Below are 19,324 nucleotides of genomic sequence, written 5' to 3'. Positions count from 1 at the left end.
CAGTCCCCCTTCAATTTAATACACAGCCGTTAATTGTTGTGCTGGTTCTAAATGTGTTCTCTTGTCATTAAAAGCATTCAATAACGCTTCATCTTGCTGGTTAGATTCGCGCTTTTGCAATTCAATTTTTTGCATCATTAATTTATAATCTTTTGGTATGACTTTTACTACTTGATCAACTACAGATTCAAAATGCTCTAATATATTTTTAGCTTTAGTACTATTTGTATAAAGTAAATGGTCTTCTAACATTTCTTTTACAACATTTTTTTCTGCTTCAACAGTGATTTCGTCGAAGTCTAAACTGTCTAATTGATGCGCTTCTTTAAATTTTTCAACATCAGATGGGAAGATATAAGCGACGCCCCCACTCATACCTTGACCAAAGTTCTTCCCGACATCTCCAAGCACAATGACACGTCCACCTGTCATATATTCAAGACCATGATCACCAATACCTTCAACAACTACTTGTACACCACTATTTCTAATACAGAATCGTTCACCAGCTTTACCATTAATAAAGGCTTTGCCATATGATGCACCATAGAAACAAACATTGCCAATTATAATTTCTGATTCTCGTTGTTGCGTCGGTGCCTTAACAATCACTTTACCGCCAGAAAGTCCTTTACCTACATAATCGTTAGCATCACCCGTGTGATGTATTGTTAATCCTTGAGGTATATAGGCACCTAAACTTTGACCAGCATGCCCTACCGTATTGACATAAATACGATCCTCAGGCAAACCGTCGGCACCGTGGATATCAGTAATCATACTGCCAGTAATGACACCCACGTCTCGTTGTTCATTTTTTACAACATAATTGCCAGTAAATGACTTATGTTGCTCAATTGCTGATTGAGCATCAGGTAATAGTTGCGTTAAATCGAAACCTTCATCAAGATGATGATTTTGCACTATATTTTTATATCTTTCACCGTCGTGCTGATATAATAATGCTTCTACATTCATAGAAGCAGCTTTAGGTCTTTGTTGAGATAAATTATCTTTTCGTTTTAATAAGTCTGTGCGACCCACCAATTCATCTACCGTGCGTAATCCAAGTTCGGCTAATATCTCCCTTAATTCCTCAGCAACAAAATGCATAAAATTAACCACGTGATCTGCTCTACCATTAAATAACGCGCGTAAATCTTGGTTTTGAGTAGCAATACCTACTGGACATGTATCTTTATGACATACACGCATCATGACACAGCCAAGTACGACTAAAGGTGCTGTTGCAAAACCAAATTCTTCAGCTCCCAACGCACACGCATATGCCACGTCTTTACCTGTAAGTAATTTGCCGTCTGTTTCTACAATCACTCTCGACCTTAAATTATTCATCATCAGAGTTTGATGTGTCTCTGCTAAGCCAATTTCCCAAGGGACACCTGCGTGTTGGATACTTGTTTTAGGAGAAGCACCCGTCCCACCATCATATCCACTAATCACAATTTTATCTGCATAAGCTTTAGCTACACCTGCTGCAATTGTTCCGACACCAGTTTTAGATACGAGCTTCACTGTGATATTTGCGTTTTTATTAGCATTTTTCAAATCATGAATTAATTGTGCTAAGTCTTCAATTGAATAAATATCATGATGAGGCGGCGGGGAAATCAAGCCAATACCCGGCGTAGACCCTCTGACTTCAGCAATCCACGGATAAACTTTAGAACCAGGCAACTGCCCGCCTTCCCCTGGTTTAGCTCCCTGAGCTACCTTGATTTGTATTTCTTTGGCATGTTGTAAGTAGTGACTCGTCACTCCAAATCTTCCGGAAGCAACTTGTTTGATTGCACTAGATCGATTTCGACCCTCATCATCCACCACAAATCGTTCTGGGTTTTCTCCGCCTTCACCACTATTACTTTTACCACCCATTTGATTCATTGCTTCAGCAAGTGTTTGATGTGCTTCTTCAGAAATAGAGCCATAACTCATCGCACCTGTATTAAAACGTTTAACGATTTCAGTCGTTGCTTCTACTTCATTGATATCAATCGGGTCTTGTTTTTTAAATTCCATTAAATGACGAATATGATCTGTACGTTGATGATTGACTTCATTTGAAAATGTTTTGAACTGTTTATAATCATTCAAACGACACGCATGTTGTAGTAAGTGAATTGTCGTCGGGTTAAATGCGTGATGTTGACCTTGTTTACGCCATTGAAACGTACTGCCAGATTCCAAGTACTCGCTCTCAGATGATTGTCTTGCTTTATTTTCTTTATCTATCAAGTTTATATCGATACCAGATAACTTGGTTTGTGTACCTGTAAAATACTGGTCAACCACATCTTGCGACAAACCTATCGCTTCAAAAATTTGTGCTCCTTGGTAACTTTGAACGGTAGAAATGCCCATTTTAGCCATTACTTTTATGACACCTTCTGACAAAGTATCTGTATATGTTTGGACATTTTCAGTAACCTCTCCGTTTAAGCGTCCTTTATCTACTAAATTTTCTATTGTACGTTGCGCTAGATATGGTACGACTGCATTCGCCCCATACCCTAATAAACACGCTACATGATGCACCTCTCTCGTTTCACCAGAAAGTGCGATGATGCTTGTGCGCATGCGTAAACCTTTTCTGATTAATAACTGATGCACATGACTGACCGCAAGCAATATTGGCATTGCATAACCTTGCTCTTCTACTAATACACGGTCATCTAAGACAATGATTTCATAGCCATCTTTTACTGATTGAATTGCTTGTTCCCCTAAATGGTCTAACGCCGATTCTAAATTTTCTTGATACAATGTTGATAAATGCTTAACTTTAAACCTACTGTCGTCAATCGTTTTTAATTGCGCCTCAGTTAGCACCGGTTTTTTCAATTGAATTCTGTTCAACACATCTTCATTAGGATTTAGTAAATTACCTTCTGAACCTAGATAAGACAATTCACTTGTCACTATTTTTTCTCTATATGCATCAATTGGCGGATTGGTAACTTGTGCAAAAAGTTGTTTAAAATAATTAAATAACGATTCATCTTTTTCATTTAAAACAGCAATTGGAACATCATACCCCATAGCACCAATTGGATCTTTCTTACTTTCAATTAATTCTGTCATATATTTGTCGATTTCTTCTTTCGTATAAACAAATTGCTTTTGTAACCTTGTTAAAGTTGTTTCATCCCAATCCGATGGTGTCACTTTTACATGATTTAAATCTAAGTCTATTTTAAATTGATTTAGCCAATTCTCATATGGCAGTTCATCAGCGATACGTGCTTTTAATTCATTATTATCAACTACTTTTTGTTGTTGAAAATCAACTAATAATAATTTACCTGGATTGAGTTGGCCTTTAAAAGCAACTTGTTCTTCCGGTACATCTACAACACCCACTTCTGACGAAAAAACAATGTAATTATCTTTAGTGATTGTATAACGTCCTGGACGCAAGCCATTTCTATCTGTTAGCGCACCAATTTTCTCCCCATTACAAAAAGAAATCATTGTCGGGCCATCCCACGGTTCCATTAGGTAACTATAATATTCATAAAAAGCACGGACATTATTGTCATTCGCCGTATTATAAAGCCAAGGCTCCGGTATCATTAACATCGCTGCTCTTTCTGGTTCCATTGCTAAAGATAAAAATTCTAATGCGTTGTCTACAATAGCAGAGTCACTACCGTCTTCATCAATGATTTCCTCTACTTTATGTTTGTTTTCACCAAAAATACTTTCAATGAGATCATTTTGTCTTGCGCGCATCCAATTTACGTTACCTTTAATGGTATTAATCTCCCCATTATGCATTAATAATCGGTTGGGGTGTGCACGTTTCCAACTCGGAAAGGTATTTGTACTAAAACGGGAATGTACAAGTCCAAGTTTTGATATATAATGCTCATCATTTAAATCTTGAAAGAGTTTCTTAATTTGATCAGAACGCAACCACCCTTTATAGACGATTGTTTTATGAGACAAACTTGTAAAATATAAATCTATTTGTTGTTTTTTAGCATATAATTCAATTTGCTTACGTGCTAAAAACAATGCTTTTTCTATATGTGTTTGATTATTTAAGGCGATGAATACCTGTTGTATATATGGCATTGTTTGAGCTACATGTTCGGCAATGGCATTGACATCAACTGGTACGTCTCTATAACCAATAACATTCAATCCTTCGCTTTCAAAGTAACGATTAAACGTTGCTTCATGCTTTGAATTTTTTATCTTCTCATTTGAAAAAAACATGCCTACTGCATAATGACCTTCTTCCGGTAATTCAAAATCTGTTTGTTCAGAAAAATACCCAAAAGGAATCTCTGTCATGATACCGGCACCATCACCAGTTATACCATCTGCACCAATTCCTCCACGATGATCTAATCTACGTAGCATTTCCAATGACTTTTCAACGATATCGTGTGACCTTTCATTATTCATATTGGCATAGAATCCAATACCACATGCATCGTGCTCTTCACGACTATCATATAATCCCAATTGCTTACCATATTCGATCATAACCCTCACCTCTTTTTCGAAAATTCTGAATATTAAATAAGTATAGTAAACTATATAGTAATACATTAATCTATTCAATATATAAAATAGATGATATTATTCTAATAATTCGAATAATATTAATATGTTGGGAATGGTTATATGGAAATTAAACAATTGAAATATTTTATAGAAGTTGCAAAAAGAGAACATTTATCAGATGCTGCATTAGAACTTAACATTGCTCAATCTGCCATAAGCAGGCAAATTACATTATTAGAAAAAGAGTTACAAGTAACATTGTTTAATAGAGAAGGACGTAACATACACATTACCGAAGAAGGACAACAATTGTTTTCTGAAGCAACCAAGATTATCGAACAACTTGATAACACAGTACGTTTATTTCATAACCAATCTGAAACAGAGCATTATATTATACGTATTGGTTACGTTGAAAGCTATATAACGCAGGTATTAACCTTATTAATGCAATCCTTTGAAAACGAAAGTACATCTATCATTCAGCCTATTTTAATGGAAGAGGACGATATATTTGCAGCTTTGCTCACAGATAAAATTGATATTGCTTTTACTGCTATGTCAGATGAACTCAAACAACACCGTTCTTTAAAAGTAAGCCCTTTATTTGAAGAAACATTTCATGTCTATGTACCTAAAGATGACCCCATCACTATGGCTACAAATCCACCTTTAGTACAATTTTCGAATAAATCTATTTACGAATTATATCCATTACCAACGAAAATCAGACAAGCATTAGTAAAAACAACCAAAACACCTATACAAACGATCACACATCCTCAACTAGCAGAATATATCCTAAGCAAATCGCGTGGTTACATCGTCACAGCTTCTTATCATTTGCTAACAAAAAATCTACAAAAATGGGAAAAAATATCTTTAGAACATACTGCATTGAAAAGAACCATTTGCCAAGTTGTTCGACTAGACAATCGAAAACACGATTTACAATTTTTATTAGAACTCATTGATAAATTATTAAGTAGAAGCACAACTTATCATTAATCGTATGCATAAAACTTTTGAATTTAAATCGTTGTGAGCGTATAATCGCATTGTCTATATAGAGAGGACTGAAACAAAACAATGCCTTTTAAAACGTTATTTAAACGGCCTTTTGATTGGGTCGTCTTGATATTCATGATCTTATTTTTAGCTGTATTTATTTTCACATTTTTCAATGACAGATTTTACGATACACCAATTGGTCAAATCACAAAAATCGAAAATAAATCCACATCACACATTACGGATGATAATCACAATAAAGATACTAAATATAACCAAACCCTAACACTTAAAATTTTAAACGGGAAGTTCAAGGGGCAAACGACGAAGATACCACACCATTACATCGCATCACAAGCTGATAGTGAAGCATTCTCCAAACACAACAAAGTTTTGTTACACATTGGCAAGCATCTAGGTGATATTTATATCATAGAAAAGAAACGAGATAGCCTCGTCGTTATGATAACTGGAATATTTTTATTAACCGTTTTACTGGTAGGTCGAAAAATCGGTTTACAATCGATACTGTCTTTAGTTTTCAATACTATTGTTGTGCTCTTGGCTATCTACTTACACAGTAAATTCCCGAATTTAAACTTATTTGCACTTATGAGTATCGGTGTCATTTTCAGCACGATATTCACTTTACTCTTAGTTACTGGTTGGCGATGGCGAACGTCAATTACGATAGCAAGCACTTTATTAGGGACTTTTATTTGTGTTGGTGCTACCCAATTAGTTATTGAATTAACAGGCGGTGCTGGCTTAAAGTTTGAAACTATGAGTTTCTTAACTTTGCCTCCTAAGGACGTTTTCCTCGCTTCTGTTATGATTGGCACACTCGGTGCTGTCATGGATGTTGCTATCACAATAGCAAGTGGCATGGCTGAAATATTACGCAGAACGCCTAACATCAACATGACTCGTTGGGCGCTCGCAGGACGTAATATTGGCCAAGATATTATGGGGACAATGACAAATATCTTATTATTTTCATATTTATCTGGTAGTCTTCCAATGTTTCTGATATATCTTAAAAATGCCAATACAGTTACTTATACAATTTCCATGAATTGGTCATTAGAAATTTCCCGGGCAATTACTGGTGGTATTGGCATTGTTTTAACTATTCCAATCACTATTTTATTAATGCAATTATGGTTTAAAATGCGAGGTGCTAATCAGTGAGCGTCATAACAATCTTAGGTTTTATACTTTTCTTATTAATGGCAATCTTTGGAGGAAAAAAAGGAATCATCTCTTATTTAACACTCTTTTTAAATTTTGTCATATTATTAATCACTGTTATTATCATTATGCTCGGTGCACCTATTTATCTTGTAACACTGATATTCTGTATCGTTATCGCAGCATGTAATTTATTCGTTTTAAATAGTTACAATACAAAAACCAAAGCAGCATTTTGCGCGACGATTATTACTACTTTATGCTTGATAATCGGCATTTATTTATCAGTATCTATCGGACATTTACAAGGATTTACGACCGAGCAACAAGATGAAACGTATATTTTTTCTATGAATATTGGCATTGATATGGTGAAATTCATGGTGTTCACAGTAGTGCTTGCCGTCATAGCTGCGGTGATTGATTTAGCAATAACAATCAGTTCACCCATGTATGAGCTATACGAAACCAACCCAACTTTATCAAGCAAAGCATTGTTTCAATCTGGTATGCGGGTAGGACGTGAAATTTTAGCTACATCTGCAAACACAATTTATCTAGCCTATTTTGGTGGGCAATTAACGTTATTCTTTTGGTTTTTTAGATTGAACTATTCTTTTGGACATATCATCAATTCTAAAATCTTCGCACAAGAATTTATATCCATTCTTCTAGGTGGTATCGCTGTTGCAATCAGCATCCCTATTACTGCTTGGATAACTGCACTTTTAATTAAATATCAAAAAAAGCGTCATCCAGAACACACACATCAATCGTCACATTAAAAAGTGAAAAGGAAGTGGGACATCTTTAAATGCTTCCCACTTCCTTCTTAAATTTGTATAATTATATAATGCATACATACTAATTTTTATAATTAAAGCTTTTTTCCATCCTACAATGGCACAAATTTTTCAGCTTTTATTTGTGAATTTAACTTTCCAAGCGTTTTTTCAACACAATGATATCATTTAAAGTTCTTGCAATTTTTCATTTAATAACCGTATTTTACGTTCTCGTAACTTTGTGTAATATGAGATATCCTCTTCTCTTGTTTGCAGTGGGAATATATAATAAATATCTTGATAAAAATCAATATTAAATTTAGTACGTCTACCTTCCAATACAATTCTCGAACTACTAGGTTGTGCCAAGGATAATTCATATTTGGGCATCACACTATGGTACACATTGACTATCTTCCCATCTTTGATTAAATCTGAAGTATTGATAAATTTAATCTCTATATGGTTTTCATTCGCTAAACTTCTCGTTAATAATGCTAACATAATGTCACAAAACATAATTGTCATAATCCCTTTGTTTTCAAAAGGAGGTGCCACCTCTAATTTTTCAATGTATACCTTTTCAGTTTCATCAAAATGATCAAATCTAGAACTAAATGTATCGTAAGCTTCATTTTCATATCTAGTAATAACGCTTGTCGCAATATAATCAAATGAAGTACCTGTCAAATAATAGTAACATTCCCCAAAATCTACGAACCTTTGATATGTAAAAGGTTTTATTTCTTCATTAAAATTTTTACACATAATATTAAATGGACTCACATTTTGGCTCACATTGTTACGTTTTATAAGCATAAAATAACCTCCTATTACATTGTTTTTCATCATAATAGTTGGCTATCGCAATACTCGCTGTCGACACACATAGAAAAACACCCCACATCAAATGTGAAGTGTCAAAGCTCATGTTTACTTTTCAACTTAAGAACAATGATTATTAATCAATAAAATAATCTACTATTTATGTCATGCTAAACTTTTAAAAATCAAACTTCTACAAAGTATCATCTAAACTTATGACAGCAGACAACATTAATAAATGACTTTCAACCATAATATCTATTAAGCTCTACGTACAATCTCATATGCGAAGCACTTGCAAAAGCCAATCTTAACGGTTTAAAAATGATTTTTCATAAACCAAACTGCACATCAAGAAGTTCAAATAAAAATCTTCGATTCATATTGTCTATTCAATCTAATCATGCTTGAGCAATTCAGTTTAACAGCTTATACATTCAAAATAATCATATCCTTATTTTATATTATTTATATATTTAACATTTAATAACCAACCATAGCAGATTTTCATATTTAAATAAACATAATTGATTCATCTAAATTTAAATAATTATAATATATTTTTAATTCTGCGTTTAAAATCTTCAAATTTAATTATAGTTATCAATTTTTTACTCTTATTTATTTTCCATTTGTAACTCTATTACGCAACCACATTTATCAAGTTTTTCACGTAAAAAAACGTCGCAAAGTCTAACAAACTCTGTTAGCTTTTACGACGCAACTTTTAATTTCAACAACTTTGTTTCATTATGTAGACAGGTTTGTTTTCTAATAACGTTTCCCCTACGATTTCATAATGATTTTGAATATAAAGTTTTCTAGCCAAATGGTTATCTGTATTAACCGCTAAATAAATTTCATTGATCGTCGGATAATACCGCTTGATATATTGAGGCAATGCTTGCATAACCTTTTTACCGTACCCGAATCCTCGATATTGACTATCCACACTAAAAGATCTAAAAAATATTGCATTTGGGTTTGTAGAATAAGGTTTGATCCCTTCTCCTTCATGTAACGTAAAAAAGCCAACACATCGGTCTTTGTCATCATACACTAACGTAGGGTGACGTTCTTGATCTCGATTTGCTAAATCAATATTTTCCAAAGGGGTTTTAGTGAATTTACGATCTTCTTCCAACAACGTAAATTTCTCTAAATCAGAAAATAACAATGTATGATACGGTCTTAATTTCACCATTTTAGATACCGCTTCTTTAGCATATTCAATCCATGTAAGCACGGCAGGTGCAATTTTTTCTGTTTCATCTTTTTTCATCCACTTTATATCAGTAATTTCTTGTGCTGGTTTTACTGATGACCAATCAATTTCAAAAGATGTTGAAAAACAATTTAACTCCGTCTTTTTATCTTTTTGGGGATAAGCATCTCCTACAATTTTCCCCATATATGTAAAGGTTTCTTCCGAAATATCCAACTGTAATTCCTCTTGTAATTCTCTTCGTAAAGCTTGTTTTAGAGATTCTCCTGAATCTATTTTTCCACCTGGAAAATAATATTTATTTCTGTTTCTAGCTTGTACTAATAACAACTTGTCATCTGATTCAACTACTAAGCATACACATTTAATCATAACTAACGTCTCCACTCCCCCTCATGAATAAACATCATAATCAAACTATTTTTGTACTTTCAGCACTTATGTTATCATATTTTCTTCCTTGAAAACATTTGGTATCTCTCTCTCACCATAGAGTTTAATTTATTTAATGTTATAATAATAAAACGGATTTTATAAAATGGAGGATTTCATTCATGGCTAAAAAAACAAAAATTAACCGCATTTCAAATACAATTAATTTCATAGGTATTGCCGTAGAAGGCTTTAATTGGTATGCATATCAATCAAAAAATAAAAAATTACTATACACGAGCATGGCTATTACAAGTGTGGGTGCAGTCTTAGATTTCTACACTGCCTTAAAATCACCTAAGAAATTTGCTAAAATATTTTCAACATTCACTTTGGCAAGTACGTTGTTCTCAACTGCCAAGCGTATAAAATCATTACGTCAAGAACCATAAATATAAACCGCACATCAATGTGTTGTAAAATTTCATAAAAGCAAAACAAACGTCAATTTCTATATAATTAATAGAAATTGACGTTTATGCGTGAGTGTCAAAAATATTTATTTCTTCGACAGCTTTAATGAATATATTTATATGAACTTACTTGAGATGCTGGAATTGTTCTATAAGTGACGATGCCAGGCGAAGCACTGTAGTTCATTTCAGAAACCGTAATACTACCATTTGAATTTACAGATTCTACAAATGCTACATGTCCATAATATCCAAGGTCACTTTGTAAGATTGACCCTACAGTTGCTCTATGATCTACTGTGTAGCCATCTCCTGGTGCAGCGTTGTCCCAATTATTAGCATTCCACCAATAAGTACTAATCCCTTTACCGATTTGAGCACGTTTATTAAATACATGCCATGTACACTGACCCCAGTCATATAAATTTGAATGATTGAATACCGGCGTTTTATAGCCAGTTGAGCCAGTTGAGCCTGTTGAGCCACTAGATGACGATGCAGTACCAGATACTTTTAATTTTTGTCCTGGATAGATATTAAAGTTTTTAAGACCATTCAAACTCATGATTTTTTGATAAGTCGTACCGTATTTAGCTGCAATCGCCGATAATGAATCGCCTGATTTCACTGTGTATGTCGTTGTGCTACCTGATGCAGTTGAACCACTTGTTGACGTAGATGTTGATCCAGATACTTTTAATTTCTGGCCTGGATAGATTGTAAAATTCGAGAGCCCATTTAAACTCATGATTTTTTGGTATGTCGTCCCATGTTTTGCAGCAATCGATGACAATGAATCACCTGATTTCACTGTATATGTTGTCGCACTTGAGCTACTTGTTGAAGTGCTTGAAGTTGTAGTCCCTGACACTTTCAATGTTTGATTTGGAAAAATCACATTCGATGTCAAATTATTCAATGATTTCAATTTTGCTATTGAAATATTATATTTATTCGCTATTGACCAAAGAGAATCGCCACTTTTGACTTTGTATGTTGTAGCTGCATCTGCATTTGCAGAGTTAATAGCTGCAAGCGCACTTGTCCCAATTACAGTTGCTATTATTTTTTTATGCACTTATGTTAACCTCCCAAATATAAATCCGATACTTTTCGTTTCCATCACGCTTACTATTATACAATTTAATTTAACACTTTTGTATATAATTTATATGACATTATTATTACAAAGTAAACCTTTTGTTATTTCTAATGAAACATGGCTTTGAAAACTGTATATTTCAGTCAAATGTTTTTATATCTATATCTTTAATATTAAAATAACGATGTAAAAAGTATTTATAATTTTCAGATGTTATATTTTTCTTTTCCTTTTGACCATGATGTGTAATTGTTATATGATCATTCGACATTGTCACCCTACCATATGGCATTGCTTTACTAATTAACAGTTTCTGTACAAAAATAGATGATTCATTATTTTGATTAAACGCTATACCTGGTTCAAAATCTGCCAGTTCTCTAGGTTCATCTTTAAATTGATATTGCGTCTGCCATTTATAATCAACTTCTTTCTTCATTTCAAATGTATGGTCACTTACTTTACTTACCTTAAACTCACCGTTCACATCATAAACAGGTTGCTCATCATGTGCAATAGGTATGGCTGCTTTAGGTATATCCGCGTAACCGACATCAACTAAATATTTTTTCTGATTCAATATAACGATTAATGCCATATGTGAACCTTCCATGGCCCAGTCTGAACCATTATAAATTGTCGCAGAAACCATATAAACGTTATAGCCTTTACTTGTTAAATATTCACAAAACAATCTGTTTTGTTCATAACAATAACCACCTCTATGTTGGTTCACAATTTTATCTATCATTGATGCATTATCTAAAGCAATAGGTTGTCCATTCTGCACATTAATATTTTCAAATGGCACATTCAATACATATCTTTCAATATAATAGTTCAATGTTTCTAAGTGATTGCCATGATCTGTATGTGTGTCTATCTCTAAATAATTTTCTAATACGTTAAAATTAGTCATACAACTCCTCCATTTCTTAATAGCTTAAAAATAAGCTCGATACTCACGATGCATGAATTCAATTAGAAGTAACAAGCAAACCAGGAATTTTAAGTACATCAAAAAGCATCTTCAACTTAAACTCGATCAACCCCACTCATTCACTCGAAACAACAAAAATATAGTTATTCTAAGTTATGTATAATTTTCTTCAATATATTCTATAATTTTATATGATAAGGGGTAATAATGATTATAGGCAATCTTTTGATATTGACATCAATTAAATAAATAGATATTGTGTATGTCTATACATTTGTATAGCTAATCTAATAATTTTTACACATTTTGGCACCTCACGGTTTAGTGATATGTATGAACGTTTAAGCGTCACACTGCTTGGTGTTTATTATTAATTTTCAGACTATTCTTAATATATTATGTTTTTTATTTTGGAGGGGATTATTTGAGCAAGGAACAATCGCAAAATCAACAACCAAACGATTTACGAATTCGCAGCAAAGTGATTAGTGAAGGTGTAAGTCGCACACCAAATCGATCTTATTTACGTGCACTTGGTTTTGAAGATGAAGATTTTGAAAAGCCTATGATAGGTGTCGCTAGTACATGGAGTGAAGTCACACCATGTAATATGCACATCGACGGTCTCGCTCGTGCAACTAAACGCGGTATAAGCGAATCCGGAGGTTCACCATTGATTTTTAATACGATAACAGTTTCAGATGGTATCTCCATGGGCACAGATGGTATGCGTTTCTCATTGCCAAGTCGTGAAATCATTGCTGATTCAATTGAGTCTGTAGTCAACGCAGAAAATTTAGATGGCGTAGTAGCAATCGGTGGCTGTGATAAAAACATGCCAGGATGTATGATTGGTATCGCTCGTCTTAATTTACCCGCTGTCTTTGTATATGGCGGTACTATATTACCCGGAAAATTAAATGGTAAAGATTTGGATGCCGTATCTGCTTTTGAAGGTGTGGGACAATACAATAATGGAGAAATAGATAAGGCAGCATTACATAAAGTAGAGTGCGCTGCTTGCCCTGGTGCTGGTGCTTGTGGCGGGATGTTTACTGCGAATACAATGTCCTCTGCCATTGAAGCTATGGGAATGAGCTTACCTGGAAGTGCGTCTCACCCAGCTGTATCAACTAATAAATCTAAAGATAGTCGTGCAGCAGGCAAAGCTGTTTATCATTTATTGGAACAAGGTATATATCCTAAAGATATCATGACCAAAGAAGCATTTGAAAATGCAATTACTGTTGTCATGGCATTAGGTGGGTCTACAAATGCGATTTTACATTTACTAGCTATTGCACATACTATTGACGTAGATTTGACACTTGATGATTTTGAAAAAATACGTAAACGCGTACCGCATATTGCTGATTTAAGACCTAGCGGCAAATACGTCATGGCACATCTTGATGAAGTAGGTGGCGTGCCAGGTGTAATGAAATTATTACATGAAAAAGGGTTAATTCATGGAGATTGTTTAACAGTTACTGGGAAAACCGTTGCTGAAAACTTAGCTCAACAACCTAGCCTTTCTGACGATAAAGCAATCATTAATTTTGATCAGCCTAAACATCCTACGGGTCCACTTGTTATTTTAAAAGGTAATCTAGCACCTGAGGGCGCAGTAGCCAAAATTTCAGGTTTAAGTGTGACTTATATTAAAGGACCTGCTAAGGTTTTTGATTCAGAACCTGCAGCAACAAAAGCCATACTCAATGACGATATACAACCTGGAGATGTTGTGGTGATTCGCTATGCTGGACCAAAAGGGGCGCCTGGTATGCCAGAAATGCTATCAGCTTCTTCTATTTTAGTAGGAAAAGGATTAGGTGAATCTGTAGCATTGCTAACAGATGGACGTTTTTCAGGCGGTTCACATGGTCTAGTAGTTGGTCACGCTGCTCCAGAATCCCAAGCAGGGGGCCCAATGGCATTACTTCAAGAAGACGACATCATTACCATTGACGCTAAAAATTTAGAAATTAGTTTTGATATTTCAGATGAAGAGCTAGAACGTCGCCGCAATGCATGGCAAGCACCACCACTAAAAGAAACACGTGGTACTTTAGCAAAATATGCCAAACTCGTATCATCTGCTTCAAAAGGTGCAATTACTGACTAATGCATCACATTTGTTTAATTTGTTTAATACCATTCTATAATTAATGTTAAAAGTATAATTTGAACTCTTAAATAAAAACCAATGTACATCAAAAATGTACGTTGGTTTTTTATGTTAATGTCATTAATTTATTTAGCTATGCAACGCAAATCCTTTAAATAATTTATCTACATGATTTTTCTTACCGCGTATACCAATGCCAACAAGGTTTAAGTCCTCTGTTTTATATTTAGCAATTACCGCGCGATTATCTGCATCGTTATATGTGGAGAATAACTCTTCAGTATATACTGTGATAACAACATCTTTACTCAAAGATTTTTGTAACAACTCTACCATGGATTCTTGTGTCGATGAATGTATCATCACAGGTTGCTGAGACATCGGTAAATATTGTACGTTATCCTTATCTATATAGTATTCCCCAATAATATTTTGGGTTCCAGCAATTCCGCTCATTAAGAAGGCAGTTACATTTAATTTTTGCCATACTTCTAAGTCTTCTCTCAAAACAATTTTAATTTTAGTATCAAAAACCATATATAATTTACTCCTTTAGGGTGATAACAAATATTTTTCTATATCTTATATAGAATCAAGTGTTATATATAGGATAAAATTGCAGTATTTATATTTTTGGAAAATTATCAATGCAATAATATCCTATATAAAATATTCATTTACGTATACTCTATTAAAACGATTAAATTTTAAGGAGTATATTATGAATATGATTACTTTGATTGTTTATTGTTTTATTGTTACTGCAACACCTGGCCCCACCAACATCATAATTTTATCTAATGTTCAGAACTATGGAATAAAATCTGGTATGCGATTCATATATGGCTCAATCATTGGGTTTGTAGTATTGCTTGTAATTTCTGCTATATTGAACTCTTTTTTAAATAAAGTCCTTCCAAATATCATCATTTATTTACAAATTTTAGGTACCATTTATATGATTCACTTGGCTTATCAAATATTCAATATGGATGTTTCAAAAAAAGATGAGTCAAAAGTGAAAGGTTCATTTTTTTCTGGTTTATTGTTGCAATTTATAAACCCTAAAGTAATTTTATTCACTTTAACCGTTTTTCCTAGCTTTATATCACCCTATTCAAGTGAAAATTATATATTACTGACAAATATATTTATCATAGGTACCATTGGGTTTATTGCTTTTATGATTTGGGTGGGTTTTGGCGCTATATTTAATAAAATATTTCAAAAATATAATAAAATTTTAAACATTGTATTAGGTATACTTTTGATTTATGCTGCAATTATGTTATGGGTTTAAAGAACTTAAAAGAAGGTGAAAAGATGGAAGAATTCATATATAAAAAAAATGGAGGAATTACTGCTTTATCTGCAAGTATTAATGACTTCTCATATAAAAATCATACACATAGCGAATATGCTATTGGCGTTACTAAAAGAGGAATACAACATTATCATTTGGATGGTAAGCTTCAACTTTCATACCAAGATGGCATCATGTTATTTAATCCAGAACAAGTCCATGATGGAATGGCTCACGATCGTTCAGGCCTTGAATATTTTATGTTATATATTGAACCATCTGTATTATTAGATGCAGCTGAACGTAAAGAACCTATTCAATTTACAACACCAATAATTTATAATAGTAAAATTGAATCTGATGTATATCATCTAGCGAATGCTATATTTCATGAATACGAGGGAGAAATTATAGATGAGCAATTAATCAAACTTGTAGATGATTTAGTAAATCAATCTACAATTAAGAAACATGTTGAAAGTAACGCCTATATAAGTAAGATTAAGGGAAGAATACTTTATGGATTAAAAGAAAATTTGAAAATTACAGATTTAGCACATGAATTCGGCATGTCAAAATTCCAATTTATACGATATTTTAAAGAGCAAACTGGGATAACACCTTATCAATTTTTATTAAACAGCAAAATTAAAGAAGCAAAAAATATCATAGAAATAGATAAAGATATACATTTAGCAGTTAGTGAATTAGGATTTTCTGATTTAACACACTTAAATAGACAATTCAAAAAAATATACGGTATCACTGCAAACAATTACGCTCAGTCTTTTTAAACTTTATTACATATAGTTAATTTCACAAAATTTGATAATAGTATGATGTTAAGACATCAATGTTTTTGATTTACGAATTGACATTTACTTTGTTTCTATGGAAATTTTATATTTAAAAAATGTTGCTTTTTGAAAATAAGCTTCTATTAAGTATAAATGATAATGTAATCATCTTTCATACACTTTTGAATACTTTATTGTTATATTTTTTTATTAAATTCCATTTTGGAATAATTTATTACTATTTAGGGAATTTCAAACAAAATTTAGCACAAGTCTTTTATAGTGAAGTTAACAAATAAAAGTGAGGTGAAAGACATGGACTTTATCATTGATATCATCAAAAAAATCGTTGGTTTATTCACAGGTAAATAATTTCTAACCTCTATAAAGAGACTGGTACGGTATGTATCAGTCTTTTTTTTGATACATACTATAACCAATAGTTGCACTGAAACCATTCACTGATGTTGTTCTTTTTTTTATTTCTCTCCTCCTTCTTTAACGTCTTGTTTCACTTCTTTTACCCGTTCAATAAGCTTATTCACCTATCATACTTCATTATTATACAAAAATTGTATTCAAGAAAATATGACTCAAATCATAGTACGCTTAATAAAAAATAAACGAGGATAAAATCAAAACCATAAATTTTGATTATTTATCCTCGCTCAATTTTTCATATCAAATCGTCTTAAACCATTCTCTTTATATAATAATATTTAATTTCCTTCATTATATTTATTTCTACTTTCTTACGAAAATAAAGTTTTCAATATATTGAATAATGAACCTACTAAATCAAAAAAGTCTCCACTCATCATTTACCCTCACCTTCATAAAATGTATTTGCATCGCTTGATCTATGCTTCAGCGTTTTCAGTTTTTACTAAGTCTGAAGCAATACCTTCATAAAATTGTCTTAATTCTGCTTGTGAACGCTTTGTATCATTACTATCTTGTCCAACAAAGTCCGCATGATCCCAATCATGCATAATTGGTGTCACCTGCCAAACACCTTTTTGAACCTGGTTCGATGCTTCTACATGTGCTTGATTAAATGGATGTAATGCTGAAATTGTTGAAACCAGGCCATCATTGACACGCCATTCTTTTTCAGGTGCTTTTCCAATCACATTACCTGTTAATCCCATAGGTAAATACATGTTAATATCTGATTTTTGTTTACCAAATAATCCATCTCTTGTAGATTCTCCAGTATATGTCTTATAAACGATGTTCGGATTTAGTGAAGTTTTTTTATTTAATTCAGTCGCTCCTGCTCTGGTTAAATCATAAAAGCCATTATCGTTTGTCGTCCATAATTTACTGTCTTTCAATCGTTTAACATATTGATTATATGTCTCATCATCTTTTTGTTTTAAACCCCATTGCTCAAGACCAAAGCTAACTTTAGAATTTTTATTACCTTTTAGTTTCGCGTAATCAAACGCAACTTGTCTGATAAGCGTTTCATTACCTAATTGATCAGCTGCGTGTGTACCATTATGGGGTGTTGCTAAGGTAGTAATTGAACTAATCATGTTATCGTTATTACCTTGAAATACTGGTGCTATATCGCCACCATGTTGTTTTTGATATTCTATTTCTTCTGGATCACCATTACGTAAATATTCTTCTAGTTGTCTAATCGTTTGTCCACCCATGCTATGACCAACTAAATGAACTTTTTGACCTGGTTGCCAGTCTTTATATACACCTTCATATGTCTTGCCATAACGGTCGTGACCATATTTTTCAGCATGTGCAGCCCCATAATCTACTGTACCGCCTTTAATGTAATAGTATAATTCAACTGCTCTGTCATGGTTACTACTTAACGCACCAATACTTGCTTCATATGCATTGTAACCCTTTTGTTCTAAGTCTTGTTGAATATTTAATTTGTCGCCTCCCCAATAATGAGGTAAAACAGATGGTTTAATATCGTCTGTAAAACCATTAAAACCGTGTACTAATATAATGGGATCTTGGTTTTTATATTGGCCTTGTTTCGCTTTTTTTGTTGGTTGTTCTTGCGTTTTTTCAGCGTTCTGTTGGTTCACTTGATTATTTGTTGTAGCAACCGCATTTTTCTTAAGTAAAGCTAAATTTTTATCTGGATCGTTTTTCTGTTGATTGCTTTGGCTATCTTCGTTAGCTAAATTGTCATTTTTTAATTGCCCAAATTTAATATCATTTTGAGATTTTGATTGGGATGCACTTTCATTTACTTTCATCTCTTTTACTTTATCTTGTTCATTGTAGTCTGGATCTACTTCTTCTGTTGTCTGTGCTTCGGTTTTATCTTGCTTGTTGTAGTCCGGGTCTACTTCTTCTGTTGTCTCTGTTTTAGTTTTATCTTGCTTGTTGTAGTCCGGGTCTACTTCTTCTGTTGCCTCTGTTTTAGTTTTATCTTGTTTGTTGTAGTCCGGGTCTACTTCTTCTGTTGCCTCTGCTTTGGCTTTATCTTGCTTGTTGTAGTCTGGATCTACTTCTTCTGTTGTCTCTACTTTGCCTTTATCTTGTTTATTGTAGTCCGGGTCTACTTCTTCTGTTGCCTCTGCTTTGGCTTTATCTTGCTTGTTGTAGTCTGGATCTACTTCTTCTGTTGTCTTTACTTTGGCTTTATCTTGCTT

At 33.3% G+C, this 19,324-nt stretch carries 14 protein-coding genes; 7 read left to right on the top strand and 7 right to left on the bottom strand.

Annotated features, from left to right (window positions below; all coding sequences use genetic code 11):
• Positions 1–15: 15 nt before the first annotated feature.
• Positions 16–4,515 carry a glutamate synthase large subunit gene (gene gltB / locus KA814_RS11350; RefSeq protein WP_107359877.1) on the bottom strand — a complete coding sequence of 1,500 codons (4,500 nt, stop codon included), beginning with the start codon at positions 4,513–4,515 and terminating at the stop codon, positions 16–18.
• Positions 4,516–4,656: 141 nt separating this feature from the next.
• Here gltB and gltC point away from each other — a divergent pair, with 141 nt between their 5' ends.
• The 3 genes from gltC (at position 4,657) to KA814_RS11335 (ending at position 7,523) form a co-directional block, all read left to right on the top strand.
• The gene (gltC, locus tag KA814_RS11345) at positions 4,657–5,544 is read left to right on the top strand and encodes a glutamate biosynthesis transcriptional regulator GltC (RefSeq protein WP_107359878.1); all 888 of its coding nucleotides are present in this window, start codon (positions 4,657–4,659) and stop codon (positions 5,542–5,544) included.
• Between the two features lie 81 nt (positions 5,545–5,625).
• On the top strand, positions 5,626–6,738 hold the full coding sequence (locus KA814_RS11340) for a YibE/F family protein (protein ID WP_107359879.1): 1,113 nt from the start codon (positions 5,626–5,628) through the stop codon (positions 6,736–6,738).
• Positions 6,735–7,523: a YibE/F family protein gene (locus KA814_RS11335; RefSeq protein WP_070657469.1), complete on the top strand. Its 789-nt coding sequence runs from the start codon at positions 6,735–6,737 to the stop codon at positions 7,521–7,523. The genes KA814_RS11340 and KA814_RS11335 overlap by 4 nt, the downstream gene beginning before the upstream one ends.
• Before the next feature lie 186 nt (positions 7,524–7,709).
• Here KA814_RS11335 and KA814_RS11330 read toward each other — a convergent pair whose 3' ends face one another.
• On the bottom strand, positions 7,710–8,342 hold the full coding sequence (locus tag KA814_RS11330; protein ID WP_107359880.1) for a hypothetical protein: 633 nt from the start codon (positions 8,340–8,342) through the stop codon (positions 7,710–7,712).
• Positions 8,343–9,081: 739 nt separating this feature from the next.
• Entirely contained in the window at positions 9,082–9,945 is an 864-nt protein-coding gene (locus tag KA814_RS11325) for a GNAT family N-acetyltransferase (protein WP_107359881.1), read from the bottom strand.
• Between the two features lie 182 nt (positions 9,946–10,127).
• On the opposite strand from KA814_RS11325, the gene KA814_RS11320 reads away from it, so the two are divergent.
• The gene (locus KA814_RS11320) at positions 10,128–10,397 is read left to right on the top strand and encodes a hypothetical protein (protein ID WP_019467864.1); all 270 of its coding nucleotides are present in this window, start codon (positions 10,128–10,130) and stop codon (positions 10,395–10,397) included.
• Positions 10,398–10,521: 124 nt separating this feature from the next.
• Here KA814_RS11320 and KA814_RS11315 read toward each other — a convergent pair whose 3' ends face one another.
• Complete coding sequence (locus KA814_RS11315) at positions 10,522–11,496, bottom strand: LysM peptidoglycan-binding domain-containing protein (RefSeq protein ID WP_203265314.1); 975 nt, start codon at positions 11,494–11,496, stop codon at positions 10,522–10,524.
• A gap of 163 nt (positions 11,497–11,659) precedes the next feature.
• Positions 11,660–12,439, bottom strand: a complete 780-nt coding sequence (locus KA814_RS11310; protein WP_046207002.1) for an arylamine N-acetyltransferase family protein — start codon at positions 12,437–12,439, stop codon at positions 11,660–11,662.
• 445 nt (positions 12,440–12,884) lie between these two features.
• Here KA814_RS11310 and ilvD point away from each other — a divergent pair, with 445 nt between their 5' ends.
• The gene (gene ilvD, locus KA814_RS11305; protein WP_107359884.1) at positions 12,885–14,585 is read left to right on the top strand and encodes a dihydroxy-acid dehydratase; all 1,701 of its coding nucleotides are present in this window, start codon (positions 12,885–12,887) and stop codon (positions 14,583–14,585) included.
• Between the two features lie 132 nt (positions 14,586–14,717).
• Here ilvD and KA814_RS11300 read toward each other — a convergent pair whose 3' ends face one another.
• Positions 14,718–15,125, bottom strand: coding sequence for a DUF2000 domain-containing protein (locus KA814_RS11300; RefSeq protein ID WP_107359885.1), 408 nt, complete (start codon positions 15,123–15,125; stop codon positions 14,718–14,720).
• A 184-nt stretch (positions 15,126–15,309) separates the two neighbouring features.
• Here KA814_RS11300 and KA814_RS11295 point away from each other — a divergent pair, with 184 nt between their 5' ends.
• Entirely contained in the window at positions 15,310–15,888 is a 579-nt protein-coding gene (locus KA814_RS11295) for a LysE family translocator (protein WP_107359886.1), read from the top strand.
• Positions 15,889–15,911: 23 nt separating this feature from the next.
• Positions 15,912–16,685: an AraC family transcriptional regulator gene (locus KA814_RS11290; RefSeq protein ID WP_107359887.1), complete on the top strand. Its 774-nt coding sequence runs from the start codon at positions 15,912–15,914 to the stop codon at positions 16,683–16,685.
• Positions 16,686–17,548: 863 nt separating this feature from the next.
• Here KA814_RS11290 and lip read toward each other — a convergent pair.
• The coding region (gene lip / locus KA814_RS11285) for a YSIRK-targeted triacylglycerol lipase (RefSeq protein ID WP_210141372.1) at positions 17,549–19,324 on the bottom strand (1,776 nt) is incomplete at its 5' end.

Origin of the sequence: Staphylococcus sp. GDY8P196P (assembly GCF_017891705.1) — a bacterium.
In the GTDB taxonomy this organism is placed as follows: Bacteria; Bacillota; Bacilli; order Staphylococcales; family Staphylococcaceae; genus Staphylococcus; species Staphylococcus ureilyticus.
The sequence above is the reverse complement of the archived record's forward strand: the minus strand, read 5'-3'. Positions and strand labels throughout refer to the sequence as shown.